28 protein-coding genes, 1 pseudogene and 1 riboswitch are annotated in these 25,172 nt (G+C 47.9%); of the genes and pseudogenes, 2 read left to right on the top strand and 27 right to left on the bottom strand.

The features are described from left to right. Positions 1-34: 34 nt before the first annotated feature. From thrB to ACTTK6_RS11985, 5 genes are all read right to left on the bottom strand, one after another. The gene (gene thrB / locus ACTTK6_RS11965; RefSeq protein ID WP_233133419.1) at positions 35-964 is read right to left on the bottom strand and encodes a homoserine kinase; all 930 of its coding nucleotides are present in this window, start codon (positions 962-964) and stop codon (positions 35-37) included. Beyond that, a complete protein-coding gene (thrC, locus tag ACTTK6_RS11970; RefSeq protein ID WP_462833528.1) occupies positions 957-2,024 on the bottom strand; it encodes a threonine synthase in 1,068 nt (355 codons plus the stop codon). Before thrC ends, thrB begins: the two co-directional genes overlap by 8 nt. Then, entirely contained in the window at positions 2,025-3,326 is a 1,302-nt protein-coding gene (locus ACTTK6_RS11975) for a homoserine dehydrogenase (RefSeq protein WP_462833529.1), read from the bottom strand. A 142-nt stretch (positions 3,327-3,468) separates the two neighbouring features. Further along, positions 3,469-4,239 (bottom strand): TIGR01457 family HAD-type hydrolase, encoded by a 771-nt coding sequence (locus ACTTK6_RS11980; RefSeq protein WP_079475554.1) that lies wholly within the window; start codon positions 4,237-4,239, stop codon positions 3,469-3,471. A 15-nt stretch (positions 4,240-4,254) separates the two neighbouring features. Further along, entirely contained in the window at positions 4,255-4,713 is a 459-nt protein-coding gene (locus ACTTK6_RS11985) for a DUF86 domain-containing protein (RefSeq protein WP_079475553.1), read from the bottom strand. 151 nt (positions 4,714-4,864) lie between these two features. Here ACTTK6_RS11985 and glpX point away from each other — a divergent pair, with 151 nt between their 5' ends. Then, on the top strand, positions 4,865-5,836 hold the full coding sequence (gene glpX / locus ACTTK6_RS11990; RefSeq protein ID WP_462833530.1) for a class II fructose-bisphosphatase: 972 nt from the start codon (positions 4,865-4,867) through the stop codon (positions 5,834-5,836). Between the two features lie 28 nt (positions 5,837-5,864). Here glpX and ACTTK6_RS11995 read toward each other — a convergent pair whose 3' ends face one another. The 22 genes from ACTTK6_RS11995 to ACTTK6_RS12100 form a co-directional block, all read right to left on the bottom strand. After that, positions 5,865-6,185: a YutD family protein gene (locus ACTTK6_RS11995; RefSeq protein ID WP_462833531.1), complete on the bottom strand. Its 321-nt coding sequence runs from the start codon at positions 6,183-6,185 to the stop codon at positions 5,865-5,867. Positions 6,186-6,274: 89 nt separating this feature from the next. Further along, positions 6,275-7,198: a lipoyl synthase gene (gene lipA / locus ACTTK6_RS12000; RefSeq protein ID WP_261763981.1), complete on the bottom strand. Its 924-nt coding sequence runs from the start codon at positions 7,196-7,198 to the stop codon at positions 6,275-6,277. A gap of 220 nt (positions 7,199-7,418) precedes the next feature. Then, complete coding sequence (locus tag ACTTK6_RS12005; RefSeq protein WP_079475549.1) at positions 7,419-7,523, bottom strand: methionine/alanine import family NSS transporter small subunit; 105 nt, start codon at positions 7,521-7,523, stop codon at positions 7,419-7,421. A gap of 1 nt (position 7,524) precedes the next feature. Further along, positions 7,525-9,036 carry a sodium-dependent transporter gene (locus ACTTK6_RS12010; protein WP_079475548.1) on the bottom strand — a complete coding sequence of 504 codons (1,512 nt, stop codon included), beginning with the start codon at positions 9,034-9,036 and terminating at the stop codon, positions 7,525-7,527. A 228-nt stretch (positions 9,037-9,264) separates the two neighbouring features. Next, complete coding sequence (locus tag ACTTK6_RS12015; protein ID WP_462833532.1) at positions 9,265-9,756, bottom strand: dihydrofolate reductase; 492 nt, start codon at positions 9,754-9,756, stop codon at positions 9,265-9,267. Beyond that, the gene (locus tag ACTTK6_RS12020) at positions 9,753-10,547 is read right to left on the bottom strand and encodes a thymidylate synthase (protein WP_462833534.1); all 795 of its coding nucleotides are present in this window, start codon (positions 10,545-10,547) and stop codon (positions 9,753-9,755) included. The genes ACTTK6_RS12015 and ACTTK6_RS12020 overlap by 4 nt, the downstream gene beginning before the upstream one ends. A 95-nt stretch (positions 10,548-10,642) precedes the next feature. After that, positions 10,643-12,046 (bottom strand): bifunctional metallophosphatase/5'-nucleotidase, encoded by a 1,404-nt coding sequence (locus ACTTK6_RS12025; protein WP_462833535.1) that lies wholly within the window; start codon positions 12,044-12,046, stop codon positions 10,643-10,645. A gap of 75 nt (positions 12,047-12,121) precedes the next feature. Continuing rightward, complete coding sequence (locus ACTTK6_RS12030) at positions 12,122-12,991, bottom strand: DUF72 domain-containing protein (RefSeq protein WP_079476996.1); 870 nt, start codon at positions 12,989-12,991, stop codon at positions 12,122-12,124. Between the two features lie 123 nt (positions 12,992-13,114). Continuing rightward, positions 13,115-14,515: a Fe-S cluster assembly protein SufB gene (sufB, locus tag ACTTK6_RS12035; protein ID WP_079475544.1), complete on the bottom strand. Its 1,401-nt coding sequence runs from the start codon at positions 14,513-14,515 to the stop codon at positions 13,115-13,117. Between the two features lie 69 nt (positions 14,516-14,584). Further along, the gene (gene sufU / locus ACTTK6_RS12040; protein ID WP_079475543.1) at positions 14,585-15,031 is read right to left on the bottom strand and encodes a Fe-S cluster assembly sulfur transfer protein SufU; all 447 of its coding nucleotides are present in this window, start codon (positions 15,029-15,031) and stop codon (positions 14,585-14,587) included. Then, positions 15,018-16,241, bottom strand: coding sequence for a cysteine desulfurase (locus tag ACTTK6_RS12045; RefSeq protein ID WP_079475542.1), 1,224 nt, complete (start codon positions 16,239-16,241; stop codon positions 15,018-15,020). The genes sufU and ACTTK6_RS12045 overlap by 14 nt, the downstream gene beginning before the upstream one ends. Next, positions 16,241-17,551 (bottom strand): Fe-S cluster assembly protein SufD, encoded by a 1,311-nt coding sequence (gene sufD / locus ACTTK6_RS12050; protein ID WP_079475541.1) that lies wholly within the window; start codon positions 17,549-17,551, stop codon positions 16,241-16,243. Before sufD ends, ACTTK6_RS12045 begins: the two co-directional genes overlap by 1 nt. Before the next feature lie 25 nt (positions 17,552-17,576). After that, positions 17,577-18,365 carry a Fe-S cluster assembly ATPase SufC gene (sufC, locus tag ACTTK6_RS12055; protein ID WP_022793930.1) on the bottom strand — a complete coding sequence of 263 codons (789 nt, stop codon included), beginning with the start codon at positions 18,363-18,365 and terminating at the stop codon, positions 17,577-17,579. A gap of 402 nt (positions 18,366-18,767) precedes the next feature. After that, a complete protein-coding gene (locus ACTTK6_RS12060; protein ID WP_079475540.1) occupies positions 18,768-19,601 on the bottom strand; it encodes a MetQ/NlpA family ABC transporter substrate-binding protein in 834 nt (277 codons plus the stop codon). A 26-nt stretch (positions 19,602-19,627) separates the two neighbouring features. Beyond that, entirely contained in the window at positions 19,628-20,296 is a 669-nt protein-coding gene (locus tag ACTTK6_RS12065) for a methionine ABC transporter permease (protein WP_079475539.1), read from the bottom strand. Then, complete coding sequence (locus ACTTK6_RS12070; protein ID WP_079475538.1) at positions 20,289-21,308, bottom strand: methionine ABC transporter ATP-binding protein; 1,020 nt, start codon at positions 21,306-21,308, stop codon at positions 20,289-20,291. Before ACTTK6_RS12070 ends, ACTTK6_RS12065 begins: the two co-directional genes overlap by 8 nt. Before the next feature lie 158 nt (positions 21,309-21,466). Continuing rightward, positions 21,467-21,572, bottom strand: a riboswitch (SAM riboswitch). A 164-nt stretch (positions 21,573-21,736) separates the two neighbouring features. Continuing rightward, positions 21,737-22,120 carry a glycine cleavage system protein GcvH gene (gene gcvH, locus ACTTK6_RS12075; RefSeq protein ID WP_079475537.1) on the bottom strand — a complete coding sequence of 128 codons (384 nt, stop codon included), beginning with the start codon at positions 22,118-22,120 and terminating at the stop codon, positions 21,737-21,739. A gap of 27 nt (positions 22,121-22,147) precedes the next feature. Beyond that, positions 22,148-22,510, bottom strand: coding sequence for an arsenate reductase family protein (locus ACTTK6_RS12080; protein WP_094908769.1), 363 nt, complete (start codon positions 22,508-22,510; stop codon positions 22,148-22,150). Between the two features lie 76 nt (positions 22,511-22,586). Next, on the bottom strand, positions 22,587-23,348 hold the full coding sequence (locus tag ACTTK6_RS12085; RefSeq protein ID WP_462833538.1) for an STAS domain-containing protein: 762 nt from the start codon (positions 23,346-23,348) through the stop codon (positions 22,587-22,589). After that, positions 23,329-23,988, bottom strand: coding sequence for a cobalamin B12-binding domain-containing protein (locus ACTTK6_RS12090; protein WP_462833539.1), 660 nt, complete (start codon positions 23,986-23,988; stop codon positions 23,329-23,331). The genes ACTTK6_RS12085 and ACTTK6_RS12090 overlap by 20 nt, the downstream gene beginning before the upstream one ends. Before the next feature lie 11 nt (positions 23,989-23,999). Continuing rightward, the gene (locus ACTTK6_RS12095; RefSeq protein ID WP_462833541.1) at positions 24,000-24,362 is read right to left on the bottom strand and encodes a hypothetical protein; all 363 of its coding nucleotides are present in this window, start codon (positions 24,360-24,362) and stop codon (positions 24,000-24,002) included. Beyond that, positions 24,359-24,664, bottom strand: a complete 306-nt coding sequence (locus ACTTK6_RS12100) for an antibiotic biosynthesis monooxygenase family protein (RefSeq protein WP_094908766.1) — start codon at positions 24,662-24,664, stop codon at positions 24,359-24,361. Before ACTTK6_RS12100 ends, ACTTK6_RS12095 begins: the two co-directional genes overlap by 4 nt. 322 nt (positions 24,665-24,986) lie before the next feature. On the opposite strand from ACTTK6_RS12100, the pseudogene ACTTK6_RS12105 reads away from it, so the two are divergent. Continuing rightward, positions 24,987-25,172, top strand: a pseudogene (locus tag ACTTK6_RS12105) (ectoine hydroxylase); the annotation flags it as partial.

A 25,172-nucleotide genomic window follows, 5' to 3' on the forward strand; every position in this document is an offset into this window, starting at 1 on the left:
GCCCTGAGCTTTTTTATATGCTTTGGTTTTCGCTTTAAACCGAACTTGATACCCAGGCCGGCTGATTAACATAGTGTACGCTCGAGCCAAACGGCGCCGGTTTGGCTGTTTCTATACGGAAGCTTGGATAGTCTTCCTGGATCGCCCGTTTCACCTCTTCACCCTTGCCGTTTGGAACAAAGCAGAGAATAGTTGGGCCCGCGCCGCTTAAGGCTGCTCCATAGGCCCCATACTGGCGTATGCCGCTAAGCATTTCCTCGAGGCCGGGTACCATATCGGCACGGTACGGATGATGAAAAACGTCCCGTACCATCATTTCCCCGGCCATTTTCCAGTCTTCTTTTAAGATAGCTGCAACCAGCACATTGCTTACGGCGCTTCCATGAATAGCAGTTGCGTAAGGAAGCTCGGATGGCAGCGCACCTCTTGCTTCTTTTGTTAAAAGCTCATTGTCAGGAATCGCAAGCACAAGATCCACATCCGGTACACCGCAGTGCATTACATGCGTTTTTTCTTCCCCGTATGCACCGACGATCAGGCCTCCATACAGTGAAGGCCCGACGTTGTCCGGATGTCCTTCCCAGCCGCTGGCGAACTGCATCTTTTCTTCCTTGGACCGATGCATGCCACCCATTTCGTCTGCCAGTTCGATACCAGCAATAATTGCCGAAGCACTGCTCCCTAATCCTCTTGCGAGTGGAATATCACTTACCATTTCTACACGGCAGGGGGACAGTTCCACCTCGTATTCAGCCGCATAGGCTACAGCCGCCTGATAAACAAGGTTCTCCTCTTTGTTTGGCAGACCGCTGAGCTCAGACGAATTCGAGAAAAATTCCCACTCGTCCGCCCGGTCGATATAAAGCGTAAGATAGCGGTTGACTGCTAGCCCCACAGAATCAAACCCAGGTCCTAAATTCGCTGAACTGGCCGGCACAGTGATCGACAATCTTTTATCAGCCACGAACGACTCCTCCCTTGATATGCTCCATAAATGCTTCCTCATTATTTGGAATAACCGTTGGTTTCACAGTCACTTTATCAATTGCTGTACTCGGGTCTTTTAGTCCGTTCCCGGTAAGAACACAGACGACCGAAGAACCTTTTTTAATTTTCCCGCTTTCGATCTGTTTTTTCAGTCCCGCCAGTGACGCACAGGAAGCTGGTTCTGCAAAAACGCCTTCTGTTTTGGCAAGCAGCTGATACGCTTCAACGATTTCATCGTCTGTCACCATGTCAATACGGCCGTCTGACTCTTCTGTTACCCGGATCGCTTTATCCCAGCTTGCCGGATTACCAATACGTATAGCTGTAGCAATCGTTTCCGGATCTTTAACGACTTCGCCGCGTACGATGGCGGCTGCCCCTTCTGCTTCAAAGCCAAGCATGTTCGGAAGGCCCGTCTGATGCTGCTCATGGTACTCTTTAAAACCTTTCCAGTATGCTGTAATGTTTCCAGCATTACCAACCGGGATACAAAGGGCATCCGGGGCTTTCCCAAGCGCTTCACAGACTTCATAAGCAGCGGTTTTCTGCCCTTCAATCCGGTAAGGATTCACTGAATTGACGAGCGTAATTGGTTCTTTTTCACTGATGTTCCGGACGATTTCGAGCGCGTTATCAAAGTTGCCCTGGATTTCAAATACTTCAGCTCCGTACATAACAGCCTGAGCCAGCTTCCCGAGCGCAATCTTTCCTTCCGGAATGACAACAATCGTGCGGAGACCAGCTCTTGTTCCATAGGCAGCAGCCGCTGCAGAGGTGTTTCCTGTGGAAGCGCAGATAATGGCTTTGCTTCCCTCTTCTTTCGCTTTTGCTACCGCCATCACCATGCCCCGGTCTTTAAACGAGCCCGTCGGGTTGGTGCCTTCTGTTTTCACATGAATGTTCACGCCCCATTCTTCCGACAGGCGTTCTAGTGGTATTAACGGCGTGTTGCCTTCATTCAAGGAAAGCGCCGGCGTGTTTTCTGTTACCGGTAAAAAATCTTTGTACTGCTTTAAAAGTCCCTGCCAAGCACTCATTTAGCTTCCTCCCTCTACACGGTAGCTGCTTTTAATATCTATTACGACCTCAAGGCTGTGTAATGCCTGTTGCAGCCGCTTGTATACATCAAGTGATGTGGTATGTGTAATAATAACAATTTCTGCGGTGTTTACCATTCCTTCTACCGGCCACTGGACCAGACGTTCAAAGCTCACATCCTCTTCTGCAAAGATTGAAGTAAGGGCTGCAAAGGTACCGGTGGCGTCCTTGACGTGCAGGCGGAGGAAGTATTTTGAAAACACTTCACTGTCCGGCTTGATATGCTTTTCATTCAGCGGCTCTCCCACGTGCTGGCCGCTGACACCAAGGCGCATATTGCGTACAGACGTGACAAGATCTGAGACCACCGCCGTGGCTGTTGGAAGCGCTCCGGCTCCCGGGCCGTAAAACATTGTCTCTCCTACCGCTTCCCCGTAAATATATACAGCGTTGTATTCATTTTGTACCGAAGAAAGCGGATGATCGTTTGGCAGCATCATTGGCTGTACTGCCAGCTCCACCTTTCCATGTTTCCGTTCGGCCAGGCCAATGAGCTTTAACGTATAACCCATCTGCCGGCAGTAAGCCAGGTCATCTGTTGTAATGGAGGTGATCCCTTCTACCGTAACGTCTGAAAGCTCCACATTCATAGAAAAGCCAAGATTGGCCAGGATAGCTACTTTTCTGGCAGCATCAAGGCCCTCGACATCCGCAGTAGGATCGCTTTCTGCAAACCCAAGTTCCTGCGCTTCGAGCAGAACTTCCTGATACGGCCGGTCATCCTGGCTCATCTTCGTCAGTACATAGTTGGTCGTTCCGTTTACGATACCCATCATTTTCGTAATCCGGTCAGAGGCCAGTCCTTCCGTAAGGCCGCGCAGCACCGGAATGCCGCCGGCTACACTTGCTTCATAAAACAAATCACAGTGGTTATCTGCTGCGATTTTCAGCAGCTCCGCTCCGTGCAGAGCCATCAAGTCTTTATTTGCGGTAACGACGCTTTTTCCCTCCTGCAGGGCCTGGGTAATATACTTTCTTGCCTGGTCCACGCTTCCCATTACTTCAATAACCGTGTGTATCTCCGGGTCGCCAAGCACCTCATCCGCCTCCAGCGTCAGCTGGTCTTCCCGCAAATTCACCTGGCCGGTCCGCGGCTTTTCCAAATCACGCACCAGGGCTTTTTTTAAAAACACATCAGCACCAACCTGGTGCTGAAGCTCTTGTTTGTGCTCTTCAAGCAGCTGTGCCACGCCGGCTCCCACCGTTCCAAATCCAAGCATTCCTACGGCAATTTTCTCCATACCTGCTACACTCCTAACTCCCTCTAAAACCTTTATTGCGTTCTTTATTTATATAATGTTTATTTTAGGTAAACAAATGTCTTTCTATAAAGGACATTATAACGATATTATTTTCAACTCGCAACCATTATAGCAAAAAAAGCTATAGATATTCAGCCCACTCTGCCAGTGTTTCCACCTGGCAGACAGGCGGAGTTTCTTTAGCCGCTGCAGCCTCCCTGCTGGTAACTCCAGTATTCACATGAATGGTATCTATTCCCGCCCGCACTCCGGCTAGAATATCGGTATCGTAATTGTCCCCGATTAAAGCTACTTCGTCTTTGGAGAGGCCGAGCGCCTGCATCGCCATGTCCACCATAATTGGCTGTGGTTTACCGATAAATTTTGGGTTTTTCTGCGAAGCTGTTGTGACCACAGCAGTAAGGGCCCCGTTACCTGGATGAAATCCCTGCTCAGTCGGTACAGCGGCATCTTCATTGGTGGAAATAAACATAGCCCCATTTCGAACTGCCTCCGTCGCCTTACTCAGTTTGTCGTATGTAATACCGCGGTCCAGTCCCATAACTACAGCGTCCGGTTCATTTTCCGTAAGCCGGAACCCGTAACCCTCCAGCGCTTCCTCCAGACCCTGCTCCCCTACAACATACACGGAAGCAGCAGGAGTCTGCTCATGCAGATATCTAGCCGTTGCAAGCGACGTTGTCATCACCTGGTCTGCTTCGCACTTCACTCCCATTCCTGCTAGCCGTTCGGCTACTGTTTCGGGGGAGGAGGTAGAGTTGTTAGTCATATATAAATGCGGAATCCCTCTCTCACGAAGCTGATTTACAAACTGTACAGCTTCCGGGATCGGCTCACTCCCCCGGTACATGGTCCCGTCCAGATCAATCAAATAAGCTTTGTACTTTTTCATAACTGTTCATCTCCTCTACTCCTTCTTATCCTTCTCCTCCGGCAGAAAGGCAGATACCGGGCCAAGCTCCTCTTCCAGGTAATTTCTTACCGCCGGGCTTACTTTTCGTACAGCAGGCTCTGCTTCGTCAAGTACCTGCTGGACCTCGGCAAATGGAATAGCAGTAAATTCCTGCACGAGTTTTTTCCGGAATGCGACCAGTGGCTTAAGTTTACGGATCACTTCAGTGTCGAGCACCTCTTCATCTTCAAGGATATCGAGAATATCTTCATAGCTGCCAGGATCCCTCATAATAAAACCATCAATCATCTGGTTCCCAACATCTATCAGTGCTTCAATCCATCCGTGAGCAAGTCTTTCAAGCGCAAGCTGTGTACCGGCTGCCCCTTCCTCCCGGATCTGTCCATACACACGCCCGAGTCTTTCCATATACTGCAGGCGGTCTTCAATTTGCTTTCGGTCTACAAAATACATGCTTCTTCCTCCTTTTCTCAACTTCTATGGTAGCATATCGTGCCGGACCTGCAGTTAAAACTCCACTGAAGGAGGCTTATAAATGTGATAAGATAGATAAGCATTTTGCAGGTTTTACATATACCTCTTCATACAGGAAAGGATGATACTTATGGATAGAGAATTAGCGCTTGAAATAGTACGTGTTACCGAGGCTGCCGCTGTTTCTTCCGCCCAGTGGCTTGGGCGTGGAAAAAAAATAGAAGCGGATGATGCCGCTACGACTTCAATGAGAACTATGTTTGATTCCGTCCACTGCCGCGGGACGGTCGTGATCGGGGAAGGAGAACTCGACGAAGCTCCTATGCTTTATATTGGAGAAGAAGTTGGGGACGGGGAAGGCCCTGAGGTCGATATCGCCGTTGACCCGCTCGAAGGCACAAATATCGTTGCGAGCGGCCGGGCCAACGCTGTCGCTGTTATTGCAATCGGGGACCGCGGCACGCTTCTTCATGCACCGGACATGTACATGGAAAAAATCGCCGTTGGGCCGGAAGCGGCAGGGAGTGTCCGTCTGGATGACCCAATCGAGACTACTATCGATACAATTGCGAAAACAAATAATAAGCGCGTCAGGGATGTAACGGTCATCATTCAGGACCGGGAGCGCCACCAAAAGCTCATTGATCGTGTGCGTGCTAAAGGCGCACGGGTAAAGCTATTCGGGGACGGAGACGTCGGAGCTTCCATTGCAGCTGCGCTTCCGCGCACTGGCATTGATTTGTTTCTTGGCACCGGAGGGGCACCGGAAGGCGTCATTTCTGCTGCCGCTATTAAGGCCCTGGGCGGAGACATGCAGGCTCGTCTTGTGCCTTCAGACGCTGAAGAGGAAGAGCGCTGCATAGCTATGGGCATTACAGACACGAGCAAAGTACTTCAGCTGTCTGACCTCGTTAAAGGCGATGATGCTATCTTTGCAGCGACCGGGGTATCAAGCGGCGAGCTGCTTGACGGAGTTCGTTTTCTCGGTGGAGACCTTGCCGAAACTGATTCAATTGTCATGCGCGCGAAAACCCGCACGGTCCGCTACATTAGAGCCCATCACCATCTTGACTATAAACCCCATCTTCTTGCGGAAGAATAAACGTAAAAACCCCCGGGCCTGGGGGTTTTTACGTTAATGATTCTTTTATTTCTTCCTGCGCTTCTTCCTTTTGTTCCTGGCGCACCTTTTTCAGCACAAAATAGGCGCAGCCAAAATTGCAGTATTCCAATAAATAATCTTCAAGTGTACCAATCTTAAAATCGTGGGGGACTTTTTTGCGGTCGTTTTCAAAAAAACCACGCATGCGGAGCTGCTCGTGCCCCCAGTCCCCGACAACGTAATCATATTTATTCAGCACTTCGCTGTAGCGTTCTTTAAATGCTTCTTCACTCCAGCCGTTTCGAAAGTCTTCAAGCAATTCATACCGCTGCCCCTGAACTCGAATCAATGAGCTCCCTCCTTTGCTGAGCCGGTCCTTCCAAAAGAAAAACCAGCATCCGAAAATAGGAACTGGTTTTTCCAAGGACGGTCTCTCACTTATTGATACTTGCTTGCTTCCATCTGCACCTGTGCTTCGTTCACCTGCTCGTCAGCATGGTAGGAAGAGCGGACAAGCGGACCAGATTCACAGTGGCTGAAACCTTTTGTCATTGCAATTTCTTTCAGCTCCGCAAATTCCTCCGGCGTATAATATCTTTGTACTTTTAAATGCTTTTTCGTTGGCTGCAGGTACTGACCGATCGTCATGATATCCACGTCATGTGCCCGCAGATCGTCCATCGCCTGAATGATTTCCTCTTTTGTCTCCCCAAGGCCGACCATCAGGCTCGACTTGGTTGGAATATCTGGATGAAGTTCTTTGGAATACTGAAGAAAATCGAGGGAACGACGATATTTCGCCCTGGCACGAACCCGCGGTGTTAACCGCTCTACCGTTTCAATATTATGATTCAGAATGTTCGGGCGTGCTTCCATTAAAATGTCCAAATTTTCCGGGGTGCCGGACATGTCGGATGGCAGCACTTCAATTGTTGTGCCCGGGTTTTTTCTGCGCACAGCCCGAATGGTTTCAGCAAACACTTCTGAGCCGCCGTCTTTAAGGTCATCTCTCGCTACGGCTGTAATAACAACGTGCTTCAGTCCCATTTGTTCGACGGACTCTGCGACACGTTCCGGCTCGCCCCAGTCCAGTTCGTTTGGAAGGCCGGTTTTAACAGCGCAGAAGCGACAGCCACGCGTACAGGTATCACCGAGAATCATAAATGTAGCTGTTTTCCTGACTGCCCAGCATTCGTGAATATTCGGGCATCTGGCTTCTTCACATACCGTGTGAAGATTTTTCTCCCGCATCATTTTTTTCAGCCCTTTGTAGGACTCGTTGGTGTTAAGCTTTATTTTCAGCCATTCCGGCTTGCGGATGTATTCTTCCGTTTTTGCCATGATGCTCTCACTCCCAGTTATGAATAATAAAAAGCCTGATTGTGCTCTATCTGTAGTATATGTTTGATTAGACTGGCCAGCTTTTACTGTTTTCCTTTATACTTTAACACGTTCCACAGGTTCAGACAATTCATAGCCGTCCTTCTCTATCACCCGCAAATTCGTTAGCAAAGCGGAAAAGAACACAGTTCAGTATGCAAAAAAGCAGCCCGGCTGCTGTATACTCCCGGGCTGCTTCGTTTTATTTCTGCTTGGAGGCTTTTCTGGCATTTAACAGGCTTGCCACAAGTCCGCCCCATATAATAACCATTCCTACGACCATTGTTATGATTGCTCCGGCTGTCAATTTACTCTGCCTCCTCTTTGGATAAGCCTTTCCAGCGTATGAAGGACATAATGATACCTGCCACTAGCGCAGCAAGGGCAACCGCCCAACCGCTGGCAAAAATAAATCCGTCAGTATACCCGGCATAGTTGCCGTTTTCGGTATCAAACTGTTTCAGAATATTTTGCAGGAACAAATCAATCATCATATAGCCAAGCACAATCGGCGTAATAACGCCAAGACATACTTTCCACCAGCCGCCAAGGCGGATATCGGAAATTGCGTTGGCGTGCTGCTGGAATTCCGGAAGCTTGCGTAGTACCCAGGCGATCAGCACTACTTCCACCAGGCCGAGCAGAGCAACACCGAACTGATTGATAAAGTAATCTGCTGCGTCAAGGAAGTTCAGGCCGCCTCGTGTCGCAAATATAAGTGAACAGAGCGCTGCTGCACCGCCGCCGATACCGACTGCTTTCCCGCGTGTCCAGCCGAATTTTTCCTGCAGTCCTTTAATATACGTCTCGGCGATAGATATAAGTGACGATAATCCGGCCAGGGCGAGTGACAGGAAGAAAAGAACACCAAACAGGCCGCTGAGCGCCGGAAATTCACTGATAATCTGCGGAAAGACAACAAAGGCAAGTCCGACGCCGCCAGCTACGACTTCTTCCACCCCGACATTCAACTGCTGGGCCATAAACCCAAGAGCTGAGAAAACGCCGATCCCGGCAAGCAGTTCAAAGCTTGAGTTACTAAAGCCGGTAATAAAGGCATTGTTCGTAATGTCTGATTTCTTCGGCAGATAACTGGAATAGGTGATCATAATCGCAAAAGCGATGGATAAACTGAAGAAAATCTGTCCGTAAGCAGCGACCCAGACCCCGCCCTGTGTAAGCGCGCCAAAATCTGGTTCAAAGAAAGCCTGGAGCCCCTGGGCTGCACCTGGAAGAGTGACTGCACGAATACAAATGATTAAGAAAATAACGACGAGCGTCGGAATGAAAATCCGGTTCGCCAGCTCAATTCCGCGCTGGACTCCTTTAAATAATATGCCAAGCGCGACCGCCCAGACGATGATTAACGGGATAAGCACCCCAATCGTCATGCCGCCGAACTGGCCGGGAGCTGCCAGTTGAAGGTAGTCGTTGAATAAAAACGCTTCGGTGTCTGCCCCCCAGCTTAAATTAAACGAAAACACCGTGTAGGACAGCGCCCAGGCGATGATAACAGGATAATATGTAGAAATAACAAACGCTACCGCCACGGCCCACCAGCCGATCCATTCCACATTTTTGTTCAATTTTGAATAAGTTCTTGGTGCTGCGCTCCGGTATTTATGACCCATGGTAAATTCCATGATCAGAAGCGGAATACCCGCTGTCAGCAACGCAAATAAGTATGGGATAAAAAAAGCACCGCCGCCGTTCTCAAACGCAGTTGCCGGAAAGCGCCAAATGTTTCCAAGCCCTATCGCAGAGCCAACTGCTGCCATAATAAATCCAGCACGTGTGCCCCATTGTTCTCTTGCAGCCATGAAGCTTCCTCCTTTTTGTCTGTTACATGACTATGTGAACATCTGCTGATGCACAACTTTTGTCTGATAATTCATTATATTTATCTTTCTTTGCCTTGTCAAAGTGAAGAACAGAAAAGTTTTTCTGCAAGCGCTATCTTCTGTGATCTTTTCTTTTTCCCTTCTAGAGATGAAGAGAAAAAAGCCCTGCTGCACTTAAAACCCGGTGCGGCAGGACTTTTACTAAATTTATGAATTGTTTTTTCGTCTGTACGTAACATACCGGTGCGGATGCTTGTTTTTTTCATCCACAGGCCCCTCTTCCTTTTCAGCGATTTCCCATTCCGATTCGTTCCATTCGGGAAAGTACGTATCTCCCGGAACGTCTGCGTCGATATGGGTCAAATACATATAAGAGGCATCCGGCAGCAGCTCTGTAAAAACACCACTGCCTCCGATAACGTAATACAGCTTCTCTTCTCCAGCAAGCCGGCGAATTTCTTCGATATCATGTACCACCTGCGCCCCCTCATGCGACCAGTCTGTATTGCCGGTAATAACGACATTAGTCCGGTACGGGAGCGGTCCATTCATCGATTCAAACGTTTTCCTGCCCATGATAACAGTACCGTGCTTGGTCACTTTCTGAAAATGCTTCAAATCAGCGGGCAGGTGCCAGGGAAGATCATTTCTATACCCAATTACCCGGTCGTTTGCTACTGCAGCTACAAATGCGATCATACAGACACCTCGCCTTTAATATGTGGATGCGGATCGTATCCTTCGAGAGAAAAGTCATCAATGGTGAAATCAAAGATAGAATCCACGTTCCGGGTAATTTTCATTTCCGGAAGGCTTCGCGGCTCCCGCTCCAACTGAGTCCTGATTTGTTCCACGTGGTTATTGTAAATGTGGGCATCTCCAAAGGTGTGAATGAACTCTCCCGGTTCAAGGTCACACACGTGCGCGATCATTTGCGTTAAGAGAGCATACGAAGCAATGTTAAACGGCACGCCCAGGAAAATATCTGCGCTCCGCTGATACAGCTGGCACGACAATTTTCCGTCCTGCACGTAAAATTGAAAGAGGCAGTGGCAGGGCGCAAGTGCCATCTCTTCAATTTCTGCGGCATTCCAAGCGCTGACAATCAGTCTTCTGGAGTCCGGATTTGTTTTGATCGCCTTCACGACGTCTGAAATCTGGTCCACCGTTTTGCCTCCTGCTCCTTCCCATGAACGCCACTGTTTGCCGTAGATCGGACCTAAATTGCCCTCTTCATCTGCCCAGGCGTCCCAGATTTTCACTTTGTTTTCTTTTAAGTAAGCAATGTTTGTTTCCCCCTGCAAAAACCAGAGCAGTTCATGAATAATGGAGCGCAGGTGCAGCTTTTTCGTGGTAATCACCGGGAAGCCCTGCTGCAGGTCAAAACGCATCTGCCAGCCAAAGGTGCTGATTGTTCCGGTGCCGGTTCTATCGTCTTTCTGCCCGCCATTTTCAAGCACGTGCCGGCAAAGATCTAAGTATTGTTTCACGTTTGTTCCTCCCTATGTTTGTACTTCTTTTGCAAAAGCACGGAAGCGCCTTCGAGCTTAATATCAAGCTGAAGGCTTTCCATTTTCCATCTTGCTCAGGCGCCCGCAGTATACTGCTTTACGAGAACATCAGCTAAAATGTCGCGCATCATTTCCGGCATGTAATACCGCTTCGAGGCCGCATTCGATAGACCAGTGTATAACGGCCCAAGCGTAAACATATCAAGTGTAGCCAGCTCATAGGTCTCTGACGGGTCAAGCAGCTCCTGTCCAATCCAGACACTCCGTACGGTCCATTCTCCATACTCGTAGTCTGCTTTTACCTCCATCCCGCTGAATACCATATGGCCAAGCATTTCGCCGCGAAAACCAAAGCCCTTCAGCGGCAAACGGATCATTTCCTCCGTAAAGGCTTTTTTCACTACTTCTTCAAGCACATGCCCCTGCACTTCCACTACGCATGGATTAATTGGATGAGGACAGAGACGATGGATATCTTTTTTCGTCACCGGCCCAGCCGGCAGCGAATGAAGCAGCAGTCCCGAATTCAGCATGGATATCTCCGTTTTGCACCACTCCCGCAAACCGTGGGCAAGAAGAGAAGCAAACGGCGATTCCTGGGTCCACGATACAGATAACGGTTCTGCAATCTCTGTCACTACTTCATTCATATTCTTATCTGCTTCATCCTCGAGCGCCTCCAGAAGCCTTTCAGTAACCGGCGAAGGCTTCAGCCGGCGTACATCCACGGTTCTGCCAATAATGCCGGAGAGGCGCTTCGTTGGCCCGTCAAACTGTAGCTCAAGCTCTCCGGCATGCGTGCCGAACTTGCCACACTGCGTAATCAATGTATTGTGCATCCATTCCGGCTCTTCAAGCAGATGGTGGGTATGCGCCCCCAAAATAACATCAAAATCATACGAAGAAGCGAGCTCCAGGTCCTTAGGATAACCCAGATGCGACATTAAAATCATAACGTCTGCCTGTTCCCGGAGCTCGGGTAAATACTCCTCTATCACCTGCTCTGGCTCTGTAATTTTCCAGTCCAGGCCGTCATAAAACGGATAAAAAGGGACGGTAACGCCAAGCAGGCCAATCCGCACCCCCTCTGCTGTTGTATGAATAGTATACGGCTCCGCCCAGCTGGGACGCCGGCCATCTGTATCGAACAAATTGGCCAGGAGCACTTGAAACTCTGCTTCATCGTATATATGATGCAGCTCTTCCTTTGCGAACGTAATGCCTTCATTGTTTCCAATCGTAGCATATCGAATCCCGGCTTCGTTCATCAGCTCCACATTCCCTTTTCCATGTGTGGCCTCCGTGACTGCATGCACCCGGTCGGTGTGATCCCCGAGGTCAAGAAGAAGCACTGACTCTCCCCGTTCCTGGCGGAATTTTTCCCGTTCTTTCAAAAAAGCTGCTGTGCGTGTCCATTGGTCAAGATCGCTGTGAATATCATTTGTATGGTACAGGTAAACAGAAAAACTGGAGGACAATAGGTCTCACCGCCTTTGGACTCGTTCCCTCCTGCTGAGATGCTGAACGAGTGCATTTCATCTTCTTTTATCTTACTACGAATCACGGGTCTCGTCATTAAAGAGAGAGGTTTGTTTTGGAGTCAGCCCCTCATATTCTATGCCGGAGAGCTCTAGCAGCCGGCGTGCATTCGGAGCCGCGTGACGCTCGGAATTGTTATTAAAGATCATGTACACGTCGCTGCTTTCTTTCTGCAGTCGTTCTGCCCGTGCCTGCCATTCCTGAAGCTCTGTATCAGAATAGTTATAGCGATAACGCACCTTCCGCCATTCCTGACCGCGTGCCGGCTTCAGCCAGGCGTTCTTATCACGTCCGTGCAGACGGATCAGCGTTTTGGAAGACGTAGTCGCTTCCTCCACGATTGGCACCGACCCGCCTTCAATCTGCGGTTCATCTACCACCGAATGAATCCAGTCTTCATTTTTCATGAATTCGAGCGTTTTTTCCCGAAACTCCGGATGGAACCATGATTCATGCCGGAATTCAAGGGCGCAGGGAAATTCGTGCAGCTGGTCTCTTAAATAGCGAAGATAGTCCACGTTTTCCCGATTGCACTCAAACCAGGGTGGAAACTGGCAAAGCACCATCGCTAATTTGCCTGCTTCTTTCATCGGGCGCACTGACAGAGCATACTGTTCGAACATTTCCTGCTTTGATTCATATTTACTCGGACCCCGCTGGTGCCCGGTCATCTCCTGATAGGCTTTCATAATAAACCGGAACGAATCCGGCGTCTCCCGCAGCCATTTATCGATATTTTTCTTGGGCTGGATCGCGTAGAAGGAGGAATCCACTTCTACTGTCGGGAAATATTTGCTGTATTCTTTCAGCTTGTCTGTTTGCTTTAATCCTTTCGGATAGAGAGAGTCATGATCCCCCCAGCCGGTTAATCCAACGTATATCATCATTTATTCACCTCTCTGTTCTTTTCACGTTCTTCTTTAAAATAAAACAAAAAAACTGCCCTTTTCAGAGCAGTAATAGCTCTTCCAAGGACAGTTTCCCCTGTTTCGTACTGGACTCGGAAATTAACCGATCGAGCCTTCCATTTCAAAGCTGATCAAGCGGTTCATTTCTACGGCATATTCCATTGGCAGTTCTTTTGTAAACGGCTCAATGAAGCCCATAACGATCATTTCAGTTGCTTCCTGTTCACCAACGCCGCGGCTCATCAGATAGAAGAGCTGCTCTTCTGATACTTTGGAAACCGTTGCTTCGTGCTCAAGAGCAATGTTGTTGTTATAAATTTCGTTGTACGGGATGGTATCCGAAGTGGATTCATTATCCATAATCAACGTATCACATTCGATTTTCGATTTGGAACCGTCAGACTTACGTCCGAAGTTCGCAATGCCGCGGTACGTTACTTTTCCGCCCTGTTTCGAAATAGATTTCGAAACGATAGTGGAGGAACAGTTAGGAGCCAGGTGCATTACCTTCGCGCCTGCGTCCTGATGCTGGCCGCGGCCGGCGATAGCGATGGAAAGAACAGTACCTTTCGCACCTTCACCGCGCATAATAATCGATGGATATTTCATCGTCAGTTTAGAACCGATGTTACCGTCAACCCATTCCATCGTAGCGCCTGCGTCTGCAACCGCCCGTTTTGTTACGAGGTTGTAAACGTTTGGAGCCCAGTTCTGGATAGTCGTATAACGGCAGTACGCGTCTTTCTTCACGATGATTTCAACAACGGCGCTGTGCAGGGAATCAGTGGAGTAGACCGGCGCGGTACAACCTTCCACATAGTGCACGGAGCTGCCTTCGTCTGCAATGATCAGCGTACGCTCAAACTGTCCCATGTTTTCCGAATTAATCCGGAAATAAGCCTGGAGCGGTGTTTCTACCTTTGCACCTTTTGGTACATAGATAAAGGAACCACCGGACCACACTGCAGAGTTTAGTGCCGAGAATTTGTTATCCGACGGCGGAATTACTTTGCCGAAGTGCTCGCGGAACAGCTCTTCGTTTTCTTTTACTGCAGTGTCAGTATCTTTAAACACGATTCCTTGCTCTTCAAGCTCTTTTTCCATGTTGTGGTATACAACTTCGGATTCGTACTGTGCTGATACCCCTGCCAGATACTTTTGCTCTGCTTCCGGAATACCGAGCTTGTCGAATGTGTTTTTGATTTCTTCCGGAACTTCATCCCAGGATTTTTCGGAACGCTCCGACGGTTTTACGTAGTACGTAATAGCGTCAAAGTCCAATCCGGAGAGATCGCCGCCCCATTGCGGCATTGGTTTTTTATAAAAGATTTCCAGAGATTTCAGACGGAAGTCAAGCATCCACTGAGGTTCTTCTTTAATTCTGGAGATTTCTTCTACAATTTCTTCTGTGAGGCCTTTACCAGAACGGAAAATGGAAACGTCTTTGTCATGAAAACCATACTGATAGTCTTCACCAATTTCCGGCATTTGTTTTGCCATATGAAAATACCTCCTTAGAGTCAGGAATGAACATAGTCATTCCCGCTGTGTTTCAAGCACGTTGCTGTATTATGAACGGTCTTCTTCTTCCACTAACCCTTTTTCCATGGCCTTCCACGCAAGTGTTGCGCATTTAATACGGGCAGGGAACTTCGTAACGCCCTGCAGGGCTTCGATATCGCCAAGGTCGTATTTCGTATCGTCGATCTCTTCGCCCTGCATTAACTGCGAAAACATCTGCGCCATATCCAGTGCTTCTTCGACAGTGTGACCTTTTACGGCCTCCGTCATCATCGAAGCAGAGGATAAACTGATCGAGCAGCCTTCTCCAACAAATCTTGCATCGGAGATTTTTTCTTCTTCCACCTTCAGCTGAAGCTGGATGCGATCGCCGCATGTTGGGTTGTTCATGTTGACATGAAGTGTCTCTTCCTCCAGGTCACCTTTGTTTCTTGGATTTTTGTAGTGATCCATGATGACCTGGCGGTAAAGTGTATCTAAATTATGCGAAGACATCACCGAAATACTCCTTTACTCTTATTAACCCCTCTGCCAAAGCATCAATATCTTCTGTGGAGTTGTAAAGATAAAAACTGGCACGGGCGGTAGAGGCTACATCGAGCCACTTCATTAACGGCTGCGCACAATGATGGCCGGCGCGTACCGCAATGCCTTCTGCATCAAGAACGGTGGCGACATCATGTGGATGCACATCCTGTACATTAAACGTCATAATGCCTGTACGTTCTTTTGGTCCGTATACTTCCAGACCATCCACCGCCGATAATTGCTTGAGCGCGTATTGGCCGAGCTCTTTTTCGTGAGCAGCAATGTCATCCAGGCCTATCTCTTTCAGGAAATCAATTGCTGCTCCTAGACCAATAGCACCAGCAATGATCGGTGTGCCCCCTTCAAACTTCCACGGGGTTTCTTTCCATGTTGAATCATAAAGCCCGACAAAGTCAATCATTTCGCCGCCAAATTCCACCGGTTCCATATTTTCCAGAAGAGATTTTCTGCCATAAAGAACACCGATCCCTGTCGGGCCGCCCATTTTGTGCCCGGAGAAGGCGTAAAAGTCCACGTCCAGGTCCTGCACGTCCACCGTCATGTGCGGGACGCTCTGGGCACCGTCTACGACGATGATCGCTCCGTGTTCATGGGCGATAGCGGCAATATCTTTAATGGGGTCCACCGTGCCAAGTACGTTTGAGACGTGACTGACGGCAACAATTTTTGTTTTTTCGGAAACAGCTTTGCGTACATTTTCTGCCGTCACCGTTCCGTCTGCTTCAAGCTCCACATACCGGAGATGGGCTCCGTTACGTTTTGCTGCCTGCTGCCACGGAATAAGATTGGAATGATGTTCTTTTTCTGTCAGGACGATTTCATCGCCTTCCTGCAGATGAGCATCTCCGTAGCTTGAAGCCACCGTGTTAATGCCGACTGTCGTGCCGCGGTTGAAAATGATCTGCTGGGAGGAGGGGGCATTGATGAAGGCACGGACTTTTTCCCGGGCTCCTTCGTACTCATCCGTCGCCATGCTTCCAAGTGTATGCACCCCGCGGTGGACATTGGAATTATAGCGGCGGTAGTAATCATTAACCGCTTCAATGACCTGCAGCGGTTTTTGGGAAGTAGCCGCCGAGTCAAGATAGACCAGCGGGCTTCCATTTACTTCCTGCTGCAGTATAGGAAACTGTTCACGAATGGCTTTTACATCCATTAGTATACTTTCCTTTCAATTACCTCCGTCAGACGATCTTTCACAGCTTGAATTGGCAGTGCGTCCACTACTGGAGCGAGGAAGCCATGAATAATCAGCCGTTCTGCTTCTGTTTGCGGAATCCCGCGGCTCATCATGTAATAAAGCTGAACCGGGTCAACGCGGCCGACAGAAGCTGCGTGGCCGGCTGTAACATCGTCTTCATCGATAAGGAGAATTGGGTTCGCGTCGCCACGTGCACGTTCACTGAGCATAAGCACACGCTCGGTTTGCTCTCCGTTAGCTTTTGTTGCTCCGTGCTCAATCTTATTAACGCCGTTAAAGATAGCAGAAGCTTTGTCTTTCATAACACCGTGAGTCAAAATCTGGCCATCCGTATTTTTACCAAACTGGATAATATGGGCCCAGAAGTTCTGGCTCTGCTCTCCACGGCCAATAGCCACGGATTTTTTATCAGAAGTCGAACCATCGCCTACAAGTGCAGTCGTGTTGTCCGATACTGTATTTCCTTCATTCATCTGGCCAAGTGCCCAGTCGATGCTTGCGTCCTTAAGTGCGTAGCCGCGGCGGTTAGTGTAAACCGTGGTCGCCTTCTCTAAGTGATCCACTCCGCCAAAGGAAACGTTCGCGCCTTCTTCGGCATAAACTTCTGCAATTGCATTAACTACAGAAGGCGTTTCGGTATCATAAGAAACGTAGTTCTCAAGATACGTCACTTCACTGTTTGCTTCTGCTACAATAACTACGTGGTTGAACAGCCCCATATCGGCCTGCTCCAGCCAATAGATTGCTTGAAGCGGCGCTTCCACTTTTACATTTTTCGGCACATAGATGAATGTCCCCCCGTTCATCAGAGCTACGTTGAGCGCTGTGAAGCGATGCTCATCCACCTGTACGGCATTGCCCATGAAATAACGTTCGAGCAGATCGCCGTGCTCGATGGCCGCCGTTGCGATATCTGTGAAAATAACGCCCTGCTCTTCAAGCGTGCTGCTTGCTTCATACAAAACCGTCTGGCCGTCTCTTTGCACGAGAAGATTTTGCTCTGTGGCGTTTTTATCAATAAGTCCCTGCACTTGTTCATGCAGTTCGTCCGACGAGGAAAAGGTTTCTTTCGAAGTGCCCTGGTGCTCAAATTCGGTAAAGTTCCACGTTTTAATGTTCGTTTTTTCCGGTTTTGGCAGCTCCAGCTTTTCTGACAGGCGGCTTGCGCTCAGGCGCTGCTCCTTCAGCCATTGTGGTTCATTTTGGTTGTTTGAAAAATCTTCGACATATTTTTCATCGTATTTCCAAGTAGTATCTATAGACATCATTTCGCCTCCCCTGCTGTTAAAATTATTCCTGTGGTTCTCCAACGCGTTCGTTTTCAATGCCGAGTTCTTCTTTAATCCACTCATAGCCTTCGTTTTCAAGACGCTGGGCCAATTCGGCGCCGCCGGATTTAACAATACGTCCCTGCATCATAACGTGCACTTTATCCGGAGTAATGTAGTTCAAGAGGCGTTGATAGTGAGTGATGATTAAGCAGCCAAAGTCCGGACTTTTCATGTCGTTTACGCCTTTGGAAACGACTTTGAGCGCGTCGATATCAAGACCGGAATCGATTTCGTCCAGGATAGCGATTTTTGGTTCCATCATAAGAAGCTGAAGAATTTCATTACGCTTTTTCTCACCGCCGGAGAAACCTTCGTTTAAATAACGCTGGGAGAACGATTCGTCAATTTCAAGCATGTTCATTTTTTCATCCATCTGGCGGATAAATTTCATCAGCTGGATTTCATTGCCTTCGCCGCGCTTAGCGTTAATGGCCGAACGCATAAAGTCAGAGTTCGTTACACCGCTCACTTCACTTGGATACTGCATTGCGAGAAAAAGACCTGCTCTTGCGCGCTCGTCGACTTCCATGTCGAGAACGTCTTCTCCGTCAAGAGTGATAGTTCCTTTAGTAATTTCATATTTCGGATGGCCCATCACTGCAGAAGCAAGCGTGGATTTCCCTGTTCCGTTTGGTCCCATGATTGCGTGAATTTCTCCGCCGTTCATTTCCAGATCGAAACCTTTAATGATTTCAGTACCTTCAATTTCTACGTGCAAATTCTCAATTTTCAAATTCGGCGTTGCCATTTTGCATACCTCCATATTTTGGAATCAAGCGGAAACCGCTGTTTTTTCTCTATTTATTATAATTATTATTTTATAACAAATATAAACTGACTTCAAGCAAACTCGCTTCATCTCCCGATACATTTCATTTTTAAGCTGCTGTATGATAATAAAACGCATAGGAAATAAATGAGAATTCCTTGGCTTTATTCTCAATAAAAGCATTCATACAAAAAGGAGGGCGCCTATACAAACATTTGCAGGAACGACCCTCCTTGTTCAATGCTTTCCTTCATTCACCCTTACAGTATACCAAACCTCGGTGAGAAGTAAAAAAAGAAAAACTCTTTCAATGGAGATTCTCTTTTAGTTCTACTTAATACAAAAGACCGGACTTAGTCAACAAGTCCGGCCTGTCCGCTATTATTGCTCGGCAGGAATAACAGCTCCATCGTATTCTTCTTCAATAAATTGCTGTGTTTCTTCCGATTGCAATACCTCCACGAGCGTCTGAATCGTTTCATTATCTTCATCCTCTGCCCTCGCCGCTACCACATTGACATACGGATTGTCTTCCGGGCTTTCAAGCGCAATGGCATCTTCCTGTGGATTCAGGTCGGCATCAATCGCGTAGTTGGAGTTAATAAACACTGCATCCCCCTCGCCATTATTGTACACTTGCGGAAGTGTAGCCGCATCAATGTCCGCCTGGAACTGCAGGTTTTTCGGATTTTCAGCAATATCCTCCACAGTTGCTTCCACACCGGCCCCTTCTTCAAGCGTAAGCATGCCTTCCTGTTCAAGCATCTGAAGGATCCGGCCGTGGTCTGCGACCGAGTTGCTCATAATTATTTCAGCCCCATCAGGAAGGGCATCAAGGCTGTCGTATTCCTGGGAATAAACACCGATAGGTTCTATGTGAATACCGCCCATGTTAACAAAATCATAGTTTTCGTTTTCTTCCATTTGATCTTCAAGATACGGAATATGCTGAAAATAGTTTGCATCAATTTCTTCCGAAGCCAACGCTTCGTTTGGAACAATATAGTCGTTGAAGGTTTCAATTTCAAGCTCGATATTTTCTTCTTCAAGCTGATCTTCGGCAAATTCCAGAATTTCGGCATGCGGTACACTCGTAGCCCCTACGGTAAGTGTTTGCGTGTCTTCTCCGGAACCGTCTCCTGATTCTGAATCAGATCCGCATGCTGCAAGTACTGCCGTGGAAAGTAATGAAACTCCAAGTAGTGTTTTCTTCATGAAAAATTCCCCCATTAATATAATATTTATCGTTTATCTATCTGTCTCGTCCAAATATCGCCCACCCACTGTAGAATGAAGACAATAACCAAAATCAGGACTGTAGCAACAAACACCACGTCATTGTTGCTTCGCTGGAACCCTTCCTGATACGCAAGGTTCCCGAGACCGCCCCCGCCTACAACACCGGCCATGGCGGTGTAGCTGACCAGCGTGATGCCTGTCACCGTGATCCCGGAAATTAAGGATGGCAAGGCTTCAGGCAGAAGCACCTTTTGGATGATCTGCCACTGGGTCGCCCCCATTGCCTGCGAAGCTTCAATAACGCCCTTATCTACTTCTCTCAAGCCAATTTCCACCAGACGGGCATAGAAAGGAGCTGCACCGATAATCAGCGCTGGCAGCGCTGCACTCGGCCCGAGCATCGTGCCAATTAAAAAGGTTGTGAATGGAATAAGCAGAATGATTAGAATAATAAACGGAATCGAACGAAAAATATTGACGATCGCCGCTGTCACCGTATGCACCGGCTTGTTTTCCCACATGTTTCCCTTATCCGTTAAATACAGCAGAACGCCTAGTATTGTTCCGAGTAAAAACGTTGCTGCTACCGCGATCAAGCTCATATATACAGTTTCCCACGTAGCAATCCACATATTTTCCCAATTAATTTCTTCCATCCAGGTGCTAAGCATGCTCCATCACCTCCGCTTCTATTTCTTCTTCACGGAGGTAGTCCAGCGCTTTTTCGATTTCCTCATGGCTGCCTTTGATGCGGATGAAAAGAGAGCCATAACTGCCGCGCTGCGTCTGGGAAATTTTTCCCTGAATAATGTTCACATCCACATCAAACTGGCGGATGACTTTGGAAATGAACGGCTGCTCAGCCTTGTTTTCCAAAAACTTCAGCTGTACCACTGCCCCGGTTTCTTCTTCATTAAATACAATTTCCGAGGCATCTTCCTCCGGCTCCGTAATCTGGCGCACGAATTCTTTTGTCATATGCTCCTGAGGCTTCCGGAAGACCTGGAGCACAGGCCCTTCTTCAACGACTCTGCCGTTTTCCATCACTGCCACCCGGTGGCAGATTTTACGGATTACGTGCATTTCGTGCGTGATCAGCACAATGGTTAAACCGAGCTTTTTATTAATATCAGTCAGCAGAGCGAGAATAGAATCCGTTGTTTTTGGATCCAGGGCCGACGTCGCTTCATCGCACAGCAGCACCTTTGGGTTGTTAGCAAGAGCCCTTGCAATGCCAACCCGCTGCTTCTGGCCGCCGCTCAGCTGGGAAGGATAGGAATCTTCCCGGCCTTCAAGGCCGACAAGGTTCACCAGCTCCTGCACCCGTTTGTTTCGTTCCTGCTTTGACTGCTTTGCAATTTCGAGTGGAAACGCAATGTTTTCTGCTACTGTCCGCGACCACAGCAGGTTAAAGTGTTGAAACACCATTCCTATCTCCTGGCGGGCGCTGCGAAGAGACTGCCCTTTTAAGGAGGTAATGCTCTCTCCCTCGATGGTTACTTCACCGCTCGTTGCGGTTTCGAGCTTATTTAACAGCCTTACAAGCGTACTTTTACCTGCGCCGCTGTAGCCGATAATGCCAAAGATCTCTCCTTCATCAATAGAAAGGCTGACGTTATCTACAGCAGTAACGGTTTGTGTTTTTGTTTGAAAGGCCTTGGACAAACCTTTTAATTGAATCATACCGCTCTCTCCTTCATCGTCCTTCTTTATCTTCATTAAAGAGATGTAAATAGTAGGTTTTAAATCTTCACAGTTCCGGCAAATGTTCTCTTTCCACCTCGAACCATAAAGAAAAAACCTTTCTGCACACGAGCAGAAAGGTTTTTAAGAATCCTTTCCACTCATCTTGCAGACATATGCCTGCAGGAATTGGCACCATGTCTGCTTATGCAGACTGGTTGCCGGGTTTCACAGGGCCAGCCCCTCCACCTCTCTTGATAAGTGAACGATGATTATCCGTTCATATTTGACGATGCTATTGATAATAGCACCTTTTCCTATAAGCGTCAACTGTTGGCGTCGTGCTGAAAAGGGTGAAAACGATCAGTATTAAAGCTCTTCAAAAAAGAAGCTGCCTGTTTACAGGCCAGCTTCTATGTAAATCAGTATTAATCGTCGCTTACCATGTCCGAATACTGAGCCGGAGACATTAGATCATCCAGTTCGCTTTCATTGGAAGGCTCTACAACGATCATCCAAGCTTTTTCATACGGCGATTCATTAACGAATTCCGGAGAATCATCCAGGTCTTCGTTAATTTCTACGACTTTCCCTGTGACCGGGGCATAAAGCTCCGATACTGTTTTTACAGACTCTACACTTCCAAATGGTTCACCTGCTTCAAGCTCATCCCCAACCTCTGGAAGCTCTACGAATACAATATCGCCAAGCTCTGATTGGGCAAAATCCGTGACCCCAACGCGAAGACGTCCGTCTTCTTTTTTCACCCATTCATGTTCTTCTGAATACAAAAGTTCATCTGGCACACTCATGCATAATCATCCTCCTTCAAATGAATACTAATACGCTTTCCACTTTTCCTCAAAAACTGGTTCCTTAAACCCAAGGGTAACACTCTCGCCATCTGTCACGACAGGTCTTTTTATGAGCATTCCATCAGAGGAGAGCCATTCCAGAATTTCTTCTTCGGACGCTTTCGGCAGACGGCTCTTCAAGTCCATCTCCCTGTACTTTTTTCCGCTTGTGTTAAAAAACTGTTTCCATTCGAGCCCTTCCTGCTCTTTCCACTTCTTTAGTTCTTCCTTAGAAGGCGGATGGTCTACAATATGATACTCGTTAAAAGGGATCTCTTCTGTTTCAAGCCACTTTTTAGCTTTGCGGCATGTATCGCACGGGGGATATCCATAAAAAGTAAGTGCCAATGCCAGGCCTCCTCACACGCTTTCTTTCCTCTAATTGTAGCGGAATCTTTCCAGGTTGGAAAGTTTCATTTTGTTTTTAACTGCCAAGGGAAGCTGTTAAGACCTGTTCGAGTGAACGGCTGAATTCAAAAGCAAGGGAGGTATGCATTTCCTGAAGCTGTTTGGCCTGGCGCGGGAGGACGCCGGCCACGATGACTTTAGTGCCCATCAAGGTGAGCGCTTCAAAGGTGCTGCGCAGTTCCTTCATCCCCTCTTCGTCTACCTCTCCCACCCCGGTAAAATCAAAAATTGTCTTTTCGTACTCCCCCTGGTGCCAGGCATGAACAACTTTTTCAGCGATTAGTGACACTTTCTGCTCGTTAATATCGCCGTGAAGGGGCACGAGGGCCATATCTTTTGTAATTTCAATAAACGGAGCGGACAGGCGGTAATTTTCCTTAATGACGGCTTCCATCGTTTCTTTTTCTTCAAGCAGTTCTGTATTCGTCTCCCGAAGGCGGCCGCGAAGACGTTCGAGCTTGCCTGAGACATTGCTGTAGCTTTGATCCTTTGGCACAAGCAGCACGTGGATGTGCAGATCGTTGCTTTTTTCCGTGTATACATCCATCACAGTGGAGATGCGGTCTTCGTCGATAAAAATCAACTCTACGCCATTTTCTTCAGGCATATCATGAAACAGCCGTTTTGCCTTTTCCCAGCTTCCTTCATCCAGCCACTCATAAAAATATTCCTTATGGCCAAAACGACTCCGCGCGGAAGAAGACATATAAATGATTTTGTAATGCTTATCTATTTGCACGTAAGGAAGCGGCAGAGCCTCAGGACTGAGATCTGGCATAGGTGCCTCCCTCCTCTTCTCCTTCGATCCAACGCTCGAGCGTACGCAGCCCATCCATCCGGATAACTTCCCCGGAAAATAGTTCACCTACATCGCGTTCTCTTGCCATCTTGCCGCCGAGGAGGACCGCCGGCTTTTCTTTCAGAGCAGTAAAGGCCTCAATGTAGGAAAATAACGAAGGAAGACGATACGAGAGGGCTGCCGACATGGCGACTGCCTGCGGCTGCCATTTTTCTGCAAAAGCGAGCGCCTGCTCAGCTGGCAGATTTGGTCCGAGATACTTCACCGACCAGCCGCGTGCCCGAAAAATGGAGGCCGCCATTCTTAAGCCTAAATAGTGCTGCTCTTCCGCTACACCGAAAAGAAGTGCTTTTGGAGCATCTGGTGAGGGCTGCTTTTCTTCCTTTCGCTCCAGTCGGGAAAGCAGAAAATCACATGTCGCCGTTGCCAGATGCTCATCTGCGACCGATATTTTATTCTCCTGCCAGAGTTCTCCAACATGATACATAGCAGGTGTCAGCAGATCTTCATAGATCCCGGTTAACGTCATGTGCTTATTTACTTTTTGGATTTCCTGCCAGGCCTCTTCATCGAGTCCATCGAGCATCATGCCTGCCAGATCTTCCGGTTGTATTATCATTAATTGTCACCTTATTTCTGAATGTTTTCTTCAAGCTGCTCAATTCCCTCCGTAAGACATTCCGTAAAAAAGAGCCGCTCCTCTTTAGCCGCATAAAGAGGGAAGATTGCTCTCAAACGCTTATAGTTATCAATAATGATGGCAGTAGATACTCCCCGCTCGTTTAAAACTGACTCCAGCCACGCTGTGTAATCCAGAAAAAAGGAGCGGTCCGAAAGAGCATAGGAGGTTTCAAGATGTTTGAGATGGTGATGATTATCTTCTTCTGTTTTCTCCCTCCCTCTCTCTTTAAACCTCTCCCAAAGCCAGGGATGAGCTTTATATATTTCTTCAGAAACGTGCTGAACAATTTTTTCTTTTTCCTCCGGCGTCATTCTGCCACCACCTGATACTGGTGAACTTCCGGCACAATGCCTGCAAGCTCCTGATCCGGATAGTTTTTCTCCATTTCATGTATTTCTTTAAATTCTTTACTCCGTACCCAGTTCAAATACATTTCCTTAGATGTCCATACCATGTAGACCGTTAATTCACCGGGCTTTTTTTCATTCTGCAGAAGCTGAAACTTCAGAAACCCTTCTGCCTTGTCCACCCGTCGCGATCTTTTTTCATATATTGCAATAACCTCGGCTGCTTTTTCTTCCGGGACTCTAAATGTGGACGTAACAATGTGCATACCAGTGTCCTCCTATATCGACTTTTCAATGCTTAATATTGTATCAATCCTGAAAGGGGAACGCCAATGCCAAATCTCCCGGCACAACAGCAAGTATAAAAGCATATACTAAGTGGTTTGAATACGATGTTATCGCTTAAAAAAATAAAATTTTTTTTAATATGAGTCCATTACGCATCAAATCCGGCTTAGAACTTTTCCTGCTTATTTAATTATTAAAAATTTTCCGTTTCTAATGTTTATTCCTTTTTAAGCCGGGAATGTGTCTGATTGACTGAGGTTTTAATCCCTTGGTTAAAATATAAAGGAGGTATTTTGAACAATGGCAGTCGATAAATATCCATCCAGACAGGGCGACCATAAGGAAATCATGGACCGGAAGGACCCGGTAGTACACGGGAGCGCCGGATATGATGGCCCGCTGCAGCAGAAGGAACTGGACTTTTACGACGAGAACGGCTACCTCATGCTCCAGAAGCTGTTCACCGACGAGGAAGTCGACATGATG

This window comes from Marinococcus salis (assembly GCF_054971365.1).

Coding starts and splice junctions, on each gene's coding strand:
- thrC (WP_462833528.1), bottom strand. CDS start 2,024: ATGAGTGCTTGGCAGGGACTTTTAAAGCAGTACAAAGATTTTTTACCG.
- ACTTK6_RS11975 (WP_462833529.1), bottom strand. CDS start 3,326: ATGGAGAAAATTGCCGTAGGAATGCTTGGATTTGGAACGGTGGGAGCC.
- ACTTK6_RS11980 (WP_079475554.1), bottom strand. CDS start 4,239: ATGAAAAAGTACAAAGCTTATTTGATTGATCTGGACGGGACCATGTAC.
- ACTTK6_RS11985 (WP_079475553.1), bottom strand. CDS start 4,713: ATGTATTTTGTAGACCGAAAGCAAATTGAAGACCGCCTGCAGTATATG.
- glpX (WP_462833530.1), top strand. CDS start 4,865: ATGGATAGAGAATTAGCGCTTGAAATAGTACGTGTTACCGAGGCTGCC.
- ACTTK6_RS12010 (WP_079475548.1), bottom strand. CDS start 9,036: ATGGCTGCAAGAGAACAATGGGGCACACGTGCTGGATTTATTATGGCA.
- ACTTK6_RS12015 (WP_462833532.1), bottom strand. CDS start 9,756: ATGATCGCATTTGTAGCTGCAGTAGCAAACGACCGGGTAATTGGGTAT.
- ACTTK6_RS12030 (WP_079476996.1), bottom strand. CDS start 12,991: ATGATATACGTTGGATTAACCGGCTGGGGGGATCATGACTCTCTCTAT.
- sufB (WP_079475544.1), bottom strand. CDS start 14,515: ATGGCAAAACAAATGCCGGAAATTGGTGAAGACTATCAGTATGGTTTT.
- sufU (WP_079475543.1), bottom strand. CDS start 15,031: ATGTCTTCGCATAATTTAGATACACTTTACCGCCAGGTCATCATGGAT.
- ACTTK6_RS12045 (WP_079475542.1), bottom strand. CDS start 16,241: ATGGATGTAAAAGCCATTCGTGAACAGTTTCCTATACTGCAGCAGGAA.
- sufD (WP_079475541.1), bottom strand. CDS start 17,551: ATGTCTATAGATACTACTTGGAAATACGATGAAAAATATGTCGAAGAT.
- sufC (WP_022793930.1), bottom strand. CDS start 18,365: ATGGCAACGCCGAATTTGAAAATTGAGAATTTGCACGTAGAAATTGAA.
- ACTTK6_RS12060 (WP_079475540.1), bottom strand. CDS start 19,601: ATGAAGAAAACACTACTTGGAGTTTCATTACTTTCCACGGCAGTACTT.
- ACTTK6_RS12065 (WP_079475539.1), bottom strand. CDS start 20,296: ATGCTTAGCACCTGGATGGAAGAAATTAATTGGGAAAATATGTGGATT.
- ACTTK6_RS12070 (WP_079475538.1), bottom strand. CDS start 21,308: ATGATTCAATTAAAAGGTTTGTCCAAGGCCTTTCAAACAAAAACACAA.
- gcvH (WP_079475537.1), bottom strand. CDS start 22,120: ATGAGTGTGCCAGATGAACTTTTGTATTCAGAAGAACATGAATGGGTG.
- ACTTK6_RS12085 (WP_462833538.1), bottom strand. CDS start 23,348: ATGCCAGATCTCAGTCCTGAGGCTCTGCCGCTTCCTTACGTGCAAATA.
- ACTTK6_RS12090 (WP_462833539.1), bottom strand. CDS start 23,988: ATGATAATACAACCGGAAGATCTGGCAGGCATGATGCTCGATGGACTC.
- ACTTK6_RS12095 (WP_462833541.1), bottom strand. CDS start 24,362: ATGACGCCGGAGGAAAAAGAAAAAATTGTTCAGCACGTTTCTGAAGAA.
- ACTTK6_RS12100 (WP_094908766.1), bottom strand. CDS start 24,664: ATGCACATTGTTACGTCCACATTTAGAGTCCCGGAAGAAAAAGCAGCC.